The sequence below is a fragment of the Undibacterium sp. GW821-FHT11H02 genome, assembly GCF_058808015.1.
On sequence record NZ_JBXARG010000008.1, the window covers coordinates 181,365 to 188,993 of the forward strand.

9 protein-coding genes are annotated in these 7,629 nt (G+C 49.0%); 6 read left to right on the forward strand and 3 right to left on the reverse strand.

Annotation, left to right across the window (positions count from 1 at the left end):
• The first annotated feature begins 70 nt into the window (after positions 1-70).
• The 5 genes from AC1RR2_RS10690 (at position 71) to AC1RR2_RS10710 (ending at position 4,900) form a co-directional block, all read left to right on the forward strand.
• Positions 71-1,978, forward strand: a complete 1,908-nt coding sequence (locus AC1RR2_RS10690) for a M28 family peptidase (protein WP_493222241.1) — start codon at positions 71-73, stop codon at positions 1,976-1,978.
• A gap of 503 nt (positions 1,979-2,481) precedes the next feature.
• Positions 2,482-3,066, forward strand: a complete 585-nt coding sequence (locus tag AC1RR2_RS10695) for an HD domain-containing protein (RefSeq protein ID WP_493222242.1) — start codon at positions 2,482-2,484, stop codon at positions 3,064-3,066.
• A gap of 53 nt (positions 3,067-3,119) precedes the next feature.
• Positions 3,120-3,950: a hypothetical protein gene (locus tag AC1RR2_RS10700; RefSeq protein ID WP_493222243.1), complete on the forward strand. Its 831-nt coding sequence runs from the start codon at positions 3,120-3,122 to the stop codon at positions 3,948-3,950.
• A gap of 25 nt (positions 3,951-3,975) precedes the next feature.
• Positions 3,976-4,449 (forward strand): DUF4275 family protein, encoded by a 474-nt coding sequence (locus AC1RR2_RS10705; protein ID WP_493222244.1) that lies wholly within the window; start codon positions 3,976-3,978, stop codon positions 4,447-4,449.
• An 82-nt stretch (positions 4,450-4,531) separates the two neighbouring features.
• On the forward strand, positions 4,532-4,900 hold the full coding sequence (locus AC1RR2_RS10710; RefSeq protein WP_493222245.1) for a DUF7668 domain-containing protein: 369 nt from the start codon (positions 4,532-4,534) through the stop codon (positions 4,898-4,900).
• A 67-nt stretch (positions 4,901-4,967) separates the two neighbouring features.
• On the opposite strand, the gene AC1RR2_RS10715 is transcribed toward AC1RR2_RS10710, so the two are convergent.
• Both AC1RR2_RS10715 and AC1RR2_RS10720 read right to left on the reverse strand, forming a co-directional pair.
• A complete protein-coding gene (locus AC1RR2_RS10715; protein WP_493222246.1) occupies positions 4,968-5,903 on the reverse strand; it encodes an MBL fold metallo-hydrolase in 936 nt (311 codons plus the stop codon).
• The gene (locus AC1RR2_RS10720) at positions 5,900-6,340 is read right to left on the reverse strand and encodes a DUF4188 domain-containing protein (protein ID WP_493222247.1); all 441 of its coding nucleotides are present in this window, start codon (positions 6,338-6,340) and stop codon (positions 5,900-5,902) included. Before AC1RR2_RS10720 ends, AC1RR2_RS10715 begins: the two co-directional genes overlap by 4 nt.
• A 142-nt stretch (positions 6,341-6,482) precedes the next feature.
• Here AC1RR2_RS10720 and AC1RR2_RS10725 point away from each other — a divergent pair, with 142 nt between their 5' ends.
• Positions 6,483-7,379, forward strand: coding sequence for a LysR family transcriptional regulator (locus AC1RR2_RS10725; protein ID WP_493222248.1), 897 nt, complete (start codon positions 6,483-6,485; stop codon positions 7,377-7,379).
• An 8-nt stretch (positions 7,380-7,387) separates the two neighbouring features.
• On the opposite strand, the gene AC1RR2_RS10730 is transcribed toward AC1RR2_RS10725, so the two are convergent.
• The gene (locus tag AC1RR2_RS10730) at positions 7,388-7,576 is read right to left on the reverse strand and encodes a hypothetical protein (protein WP_493222249.1); all 189 of its coding nucleotides are present in this window, start codon (positions 7,574-7,576) and stop codon (positions 7,388-7,390) included.
• Between the last annotated feature and the right edge of the window lie 53 nt (positions 7,577-7,629).

A 7,629-nucleotide genomic window follows, 5' to 3' on the forward strand; every position in this document is an offset into this window, starting at 1 on the left:
CAGGTTTCTTGTATCAAACGCGCTTGCACTACTTTCTTGTATGCCACTTTGATCTATTCTGAGAGACTTCATGTACAAATATCCTTTGAGCGTCATGGCGCGCCATATCAGTGTTGCCTTGTTATTCAGCGTGAGTGTGGTCGCCTCAGCGCAAGATGCTACCTCCAAAAAAATCGTCGAAATCGGTCTACAAGATCCACAAGCGATGACCTGGTTAGATGTACTGACTAATCGCTTTGGTGGTCGTATGGTGGGTAGCGATAATTACACGCATGCGGCGCGTTGGACCAAAGAGCAATTGCAGCAATGGGGTATCCCTGCAGAATTAGAAGAAGCAGGCCAACAGCCAGTCGGTTTTAATCGCGGCCCATGGTTTGGCAAGATGACAGGCGCAACAGAGAGATCTCTGCGTTTTGGTACCCCAAGTTATACCGCCGGCACCAAAGGCGCACAGCGTGGCTTCGCAGTGCTAGGTCCTGCCAACGAAGCCGAAGCACAAGCTCGCATGGCCGAATTCAAAGGCGCTTGGGTTCTGATTCCTGGCGAGAGTCGAGGCATGGGACGCGACGGACGTAAAGAATACAAGCCCGATGCCGTGACTTTAAAGTTAATCGAGGCCGGTGCATTAGGCACAGTGCAATCGGGCAAAGAGCCACTGAGTTTGCTCGACGCCAAACCAACTAGCTGGGATAAATTACCGAATTTGCCGGACATTAAATTAACTGCCGCGCAATACACCGAGATTCAAGAGCAATTAAAAAAAGGTGAAAAGCCAGAACTCGAATTTGATATTCGTAATTGGTTTTATCCGGGCCCAGTCCCATTTCATAACGTCGTAGCACGGATTCAAGGTAGCGAAAAGCCTGACGAATACGTCGTGATCGGTGCCCATTTAGACAGCTTCGATAGTGCAACGGGCGCGGTAGACGACGGCTCTGGCGTGTCGCCGACGATAGAAGCGATGCGCTTGTTAGCCAAGGCGGGTGCCAAACCCAGACGCAGTATCGTTATGCTGGCGTCCGCGGGTGAAGAGCTAGGCATTTTGGGTGCTGCAGCCTACACCGAAAAATACGCTAAAAACATGGACAAAGTCGTCATGATGCTCAATCGCGACGGCGCGCCCGGTGCGGTCTCTGGCATCACTGTGCCCAGCGCATGGAAAGCGCCGTTTGAACGTGTCGCTAACAGTTTAAAAGGCGTGAATACCGAGTTCGGCTTCGAAGTAAAAACCAGCGATTACCCACGGGTACGTGCCGAAGCGCTTTCAGGTACGGATGCTTCAGCATTCTCCATGAAAGGTGTTCCCACGCCCTCTGCGAATAACAAAACCGATTTTAACTACGGTCGTACCTGGCACACTTTGCTTGATACTTACAATGAAGTGGTTCCCTATGCCAAAGCGCAGCAGCATTCTGCTATTGCGATTGCTTTGATGGCCTACGAAGTAGCGAATGCGCCCGAGTCTATGAGTCGTGAAGGCTACTACCTGCCGTCGGGCTTGTATGTAGAATTAGGGACCAATCAGGGCAACGTCTTGTTCGGATTGCATCCAGAATTGGCACCGGCCACGGTGGCACGTCTGATCGGTCAACTAGAAACTAATTTCAAACCACCCGCATTCAATCCCGGAGCGGCACGACCAAGTACGCCACCGCCCGCAATCGGACAAACAAAAATGGTCGATGGCAAATTGGGATTCAGCCTGAACGGCACTTGGCCTGATAGCGCTCTCAGCGAGTCGGTGAATACCTCACACAACCTGAAAGGCATGACGCTAGCCATCAACGCGCAAGGTCATTTGCTACTCAACGCTGCAGAGAGCGTGGTTCCAGCTGGCTTCATCACGATTGCACATCTCGTCGCTGGACAAGAGCTATTGAGTAAATTGGAAACCGCTGGAGAATTAAGACAGATAAGGGTGATACGGGTGGGTGCGGAAGCGAAGGCCTTTGTTGGGGAAGGGCAGCAGAAAAAATAAGTGTCGTATTGGGCTTGAACCCGCTGCAGTTTGAAATGAATTTCCTTGCAGGTTCCGGTCACAACCCCCTTCTCCCGCAGGCAGGAGAAGGGTAGGGGATGAGGGCGGTTCAGGCTCAATCATAAAGTTTTGCCAGCCCAAGCGGTCCGCCCTTTGTGAACATTACGTAAATTTACCTAATCTAAGTAAAGCGAAACCACGACGATTACGCGCGCGTCCTGCTTCCTCCAACCGAGCTTTTGAATCTGGCTTAATTTGCGCTTTGCCAGCACCGGCGGCTACGCTGACCTGTCCGGTTTAAAAAAGTAGAGAATGTTGAGTATTCTTGAATGTGTTGATGAATGCAAATCAACATGTAGCTAGCCATATTTTAGTTGACGCAGAAGATATCTTGATAAAATGAAAGCGCTTTACTATCACTTCCGCAAAATCTGACACGACGCTGAAGTCGACAGCCGCATAGACGTTTTATGAATTAATTACAGCTCTATCTCAAAACGCGAATGAACCAACTACTCCAACAGCTTAATTTCCTACGCGAGATTGACCGTCTAAAATCCGTCCTCCGACAATCACCTTTATTGGATCAAAGCCGCAAAGAGAACAGCGCCGAGCATTCCTGGCATTTGGCGATGTATGCCTTGCTCTTGCGTGATCACGCTGCGGGTGTAATTGATGTAGAACGTGTCATTAAAATGTTGCTCATCCATGACATTGTTGAAGTCGATGTGGGTGATACGCCTATCCATAGTGGCGCTTCGTCGCAAGATCAAGCTCTCCATGAGGCACAAGCCGCTGCGCGTTTGTTTGGCCTTTTACCCGAACCACAAGGTAGTGAACTGCTCGCTCTTTGGCATGAGTTTGAAGACGCGATGACCGAGGACGCCAAGTTCGCCAAAGCGCTTGATCGGGTGCAGCCTCTGCTAGTGAATGTCCACACTGAGGGCGGAACCTGGACAGAAAATGGGGTGACTTTAGAACAGGTTCTGCAACGTTACGGCTCGGTCATAGCACGCGGATCGCCGGCGCTGTGGCAGGTTTGTGAACAATTGGCGAGAGAATATTTTGCTGCTCAAAAGCTTGTATGACAAGTTAGCGAATTTCGGAGCGAACTAGTTTTGAAGATTGACAAGAGGAGAGCATGCCACAAAAATACCCACCACGATTACATGTCTTGCTGGCACGCGATGCAGCGACTGCCGTTGTCTTTCGTCGCGGGCCTTCACGTCAAGTTGCCGTCATTGGCTGGAATAGAGACGATGACACGTTTGAATTGGGGCAATGGTTGAAGGGGCGGATTTATGAGCGCCGTTCTGATTTGTCACCCGATGGACGACATCTGATCTATTTTGCGATGAATGGGCTTTGGTCATCTGAAGTCAAAGGATCTTGGACGGCGATTTCGCAGGCGCCGTTTCTAAAAGCGATGAGTTTGTATGCGAAAGGTGATTGCTGGCATGGTGGTGGCTTGTTTTTGTCGAACCAGAATTATTGGTTGAACGATGGTTACGGTCATGAAATCCAATTGAATGACAGTCGCTTTCAACGGGAATCTGAGTACCCTTGGCACGAGCACTATGGTGGCGAATGTTTGGGCGTTTACTACCTTCGTTTGCAACGCGATGGGTGGCAAAAGAAAGAGCCTATTTCTGATAGTAAATTTGGTGTAATCACGGTCTTTGAAAAGAGCATTCATGCGCACTGGATTTTACGTAAATTAGCGCACGCAACTTCGCAGTCGCCGTTTGGTCGAGGTGCTTATTTTGATACCCACGAATTATGTCATCAGAAGTCAGGGCAAGTGTTACAGCGCCCGGACTGGGAATGGGCAGATGTTGATCGTGATCGACTAGTATGGGCAGCGCATGGGATTCTGTATTCAGCGCAGTTTGGCGACGAGGGTTTGAGCGAGGAAAAAGTCTTGTTTGATTTTTCATCTTTGAGTTTTGAAAATCGGGAAGCACCTTATTAATTTTTTTGATTTGGAAAAATTTTAGATGGTACGTCGATCAAAATTACTTGTTGAACCCGGTATAGTTTTGCGTCATTTTGACGAAACTGGCGCTGAGGAATTGACACAGCAATGGCTAAATGTGTATGGGGTACTTCGTCATGGCGTCAATACTAAGGAATTTCTTTGGCATATTTTTAGTGGCGATCGCTATACAAGTCTCACAGGAGCGGCCGCCATAGCTCAATATCAGCAACAGCTTGCTGTTGAGTATGTGATTCTTTCGAACGATAGAAAAACGGCCTTCACTACTGATAAGTTACCGACCAAAGCGGCCTTTTCTGATTATTATGTGTTCCCTGTAAACTTAGCTTGGACTATGGCTTTTACGCATGAAAGTGGGTGGTTAGGGCCATACTTTGCAAAGCATGCAAACTACGAGAAATTGAACGAGGCCAATCTTCTGCAAATGAGAAAAACACAGGAATTAGTGCTTGCAAAAGCTAAGGGCTGGAGTTAGGTTTTATAAAAATTGTCTTTCGATAGGTGGGGAGTGTTTTGTGGAAGCCTCGATTGATAAGCGAAAGAGAAAAATGTAAATCTTGGCAGTCAAGGACGAAGAAACGGAGCGCCCTATTCCAACCGCTTGGCGCGAAGTGATCAAGGATATCGTACGTGCATTTGTGCGTCACGATTATCAACTCAGTTTTGGAATAAGCGGAGTCGCTTCGGTATCGCCTGAAATAGTAGAACAAATTGGACATTACATCCGCGACTACGGCGAAGTCTTAATTGAACTTCCCGACGAAACATGGGAAACATCGGTTTGTATTTGGCAAGGAAATCGATGGCGGGCCATCGTTGATCTTTGGACGGAGTCAGAAGGACGCAGTGATCTTGTGTTGAATCTCTTTGTGTCCGAAAAAGATCTTGGTGTCGAAATTGAAATCTACATGGTGTATGTACCTTAGTCAGCGCCAATGAAAACTTGAGACATAAGCCTCCACTATTGGCAAAGAGATTCCAATCTAATCTGTATCAATGCTGATGCCCAAGCCTCACGTCAATAGCCGGATGCCGCGCCACCAATCCCTTCAGCGCTTGTAAACTGCTCAGATTGCTAGCGTGATCGCGAGTGTAGTCACCTGGTTCTACCCCGTGTTCCCAGCCCCACAATGTATGCGAGGTATCGCCTACGATGAGTACAGGGCCTTGTGTGCTGCGTACCAGATAGGCGGTGCTGCCTTTGGTGTGACCAGGTACCGCAATTGCAAAGACGCTGCCGTCGCCAAAAATATCGATGACCGAGCGGCTGCTTGCGGCAGAGTCTACTTGGTCAAACGCCCATTCTTGCAAGGGTGCCCGATTGGCGAGTAATTGATCGGTGGCGGGGCGCACGACCATGTTGAGCCAGTAGGTTTCTTTGCTTTCACCCGCTCCCGTATAAACTGGGACAGAAGTCGGAACATCGGGTAAACCACTAATGTGATCGAGATGTAAATGCGTGAGAAATACACCGGACAATTCTTGCGGCAGTTTGGCCAAAATAGTGGACGTGCTGGTTTTTACCTGCATTTTTTCTAGTTGCATACCTTTGCGCAGCATCCAGTTAAAACCAAAATTTGCCGGATCTGCTACCAGTTTTGCCGAGACGCCAGTATCGATTAAAAAGTAGCCACACTGAGGATGTTTAATCACATAGGTGAAGATTTGTATCGCTTCGTCCTTATCCTTGAGTTGCGCCTGACGTGCTTGTGGACTATCTAAATTGATCAGCCCAGACAGCGGTACAGACCAGTTCGCAGCGGCGACAGCTTCAAGGTCGATAGTGCCGGGTTGCTCTATCAATGCTTCCATAGCGGCCAGTGTGCTGGCCTTACCTAATTTCGATGTTGCGCTAGGATGATTGCTGCTAGTGCAGGCCTGCAGGGTGAACAAGGAAACGAGTGTCAGACTGAGTGCGAACTTATTCATGTTTGCTTTTTGACGGGCATAAAACTCCCGCTAGCCTTTCCCAAGCCAAATAAGGGCATATTGACGTAGATATTGCTGTGACTGCCGGCTTTGATTTGATAGCTTTCATGCCAGATCCCTACCGCTGTGTTGCCATCAGAGGCTTGTTGAAACGCGCGCCAGGCGGGCAGGTGTTGGCGTTCTTTGCTTCTGGCGTAAGCGTGCAAGTGTTCAAGCGAACGCCAGTACTGTACCGTGATAATCGTGCGGCCAAACCAGGCGTCAGCATGTAAAAGCCCAAGTTCCGGTTGCGCGTACAATTCGGTCAGCATTCTGGGCATGGCACGTGCTACTGGCAGCCAGCGATGAATTTGTAATGGCTTATTGATGCGCATGCCGATCAGAAATAAGACAAAATCGCCTTCTAACTCCGCTTTCATACGATGTGGATAAATCATTTGGGGGCCTCTTAGTTGAATAGTCAAGCTAGTGTCGCATATCCAAATATCTGCGACAATTGCCTAAATTTTGATGTATCCATCCGAATTTAAATTAATGGTCGCAGTTTTTGGGCTAGAAATCAGATACTAAGAGGTGTCTATGGGCTTACGTTGGGATGACGTCAAACTATTTGTGACCGTCGTTGAACAAGGCAGTTTGAGTGCGGCAGCACGGGTTTTACGACTTGGACAACCGACCTTGAGTCGCCGTATCGGTGAGCTGGAGGAGGCGATAGGCGAAAATTTGTTTGAGCGCGCCAGTCACGGCGTGACATTGACACAAGCCGGTGAAAAACTACTGCCCGCTGCGCAAAGAATGGCCGAATGGGCGCATCAGGCCGAGCAAAATATTAGCCAAAAGACGCATCTACCCGAAGGCAAAATCCGCATTGCTGCGCCGCCCGGGATTGCATTCGACTTGCTGGCGCCTTTAAGCAAACGCTTACAGATGCTATATCCCAAGTTATATATGGAGGTCTTGTCAGGCGTAGAAACTTTAAACCTGGGACGAGGCGAAGCCGATATCTCCTTACGCACGGCAGCGCCGAATGACGAGGATCTCATCTGTCTGGATCAAGTACACGTCCGCATTCGCGTTTATGCCGCCCCCAGTTATGCCGCCGAAGTAGGGAAAAGCCCCAAGCCCGAAGACCTAAATTGGATCTGTTGGGCCGAGTCGCATGATCACCTGTACGTGAATCAATGTCTGCGCGCCTTGATTTCGAATTTTCGGCCAGCCTTCACCTCAGACGATTTCAATGTTCAGGTCGCTGCTTGTCGTGCAGGTCTAGGAGCGATGCCCTTAGCCAAAGCGCCACACATGTATTCCGTGATCAATGAACTGACTGAACTTGATCTGGATTTGGGGCCAGACGCGGCGGGTAGTTTGTATTTGGTGGTACACAAGCGCCATCGTTATTTGCCTAAGGTCCAATGTGTCACGGAGATCATTAGCGCTGCGTTTGAAGAACTTAGACAAACGCTCAATCGTCCTTAGCGCTGATGTCATTGATCTTTTTTTGCCGGCATAAGCAGGCGCTCAATCACACCCGTTGCCGCATCCAAAGAATCACGGGCAATATTCACGCTGCGCGACACGCCCAAGTGTTGGCGTTGATCTTGCAGCCATTGTCTCGCGCAACTTTGTCCGAGGCCGCGTAGTTGGTAGATCGCGAGTTCAATTTTGAAGTGCAAGCGTATTTTTGAAGAATACCTGATTGGGTGTCAGGTATCCTAGTCTTTTTCTT

Coding starts and splice junctions, on each gene's coding strand:
- AC1RR2_RS10690 (WP_493222241.1), top strand. CDS start 71: ATGTACAAATATCCTTTGAGCGTCATGGCGCGCCATATCAGTGTTGCC.
- AC1RR2_RS10695 (WP_493222242.1), top strand. CDS start 2,482: ATGAACCAACTACTCCAACAGCTTAATTTCCTACGCGAGATTGACCGT.
- AC1RR2_RS10700 (WP_493222243.1), top strand. CDS start 3,120: ATGCCACAAAAATACCCACCACGATTACATGTCTTGCTGGCACGCGAT.
- AC1RR2_RS10705 (WP_493222244.1), top strand. CDS start 3,976: ATGGTACGTCGATCAAAATTACTTGTTGAACCCGGTATAGTTTTGCGT.
- AC1RR2_RS10715 (WP_493222246.1), bottom strand. CDS start 5,903: ATGAATAAGTTCGCACTCAGTCTGACACTCGTTTCCTTGTTCACCCTG.
- AC1RR2_RS10720 (WP_493222247.1), bottom strand. CDS start 6,340: ATGATTTATCCACATCGTATGAAAGCGGAGTTAGAAGGCGATTTTGTC.
- AC1RR2_RS10725 (WP_493222248.1), top strand. CDS start 6,483: ATGGGCTTACGTTGGGATGACGTCAAACTATTTGTGACCGTCGTTGAA.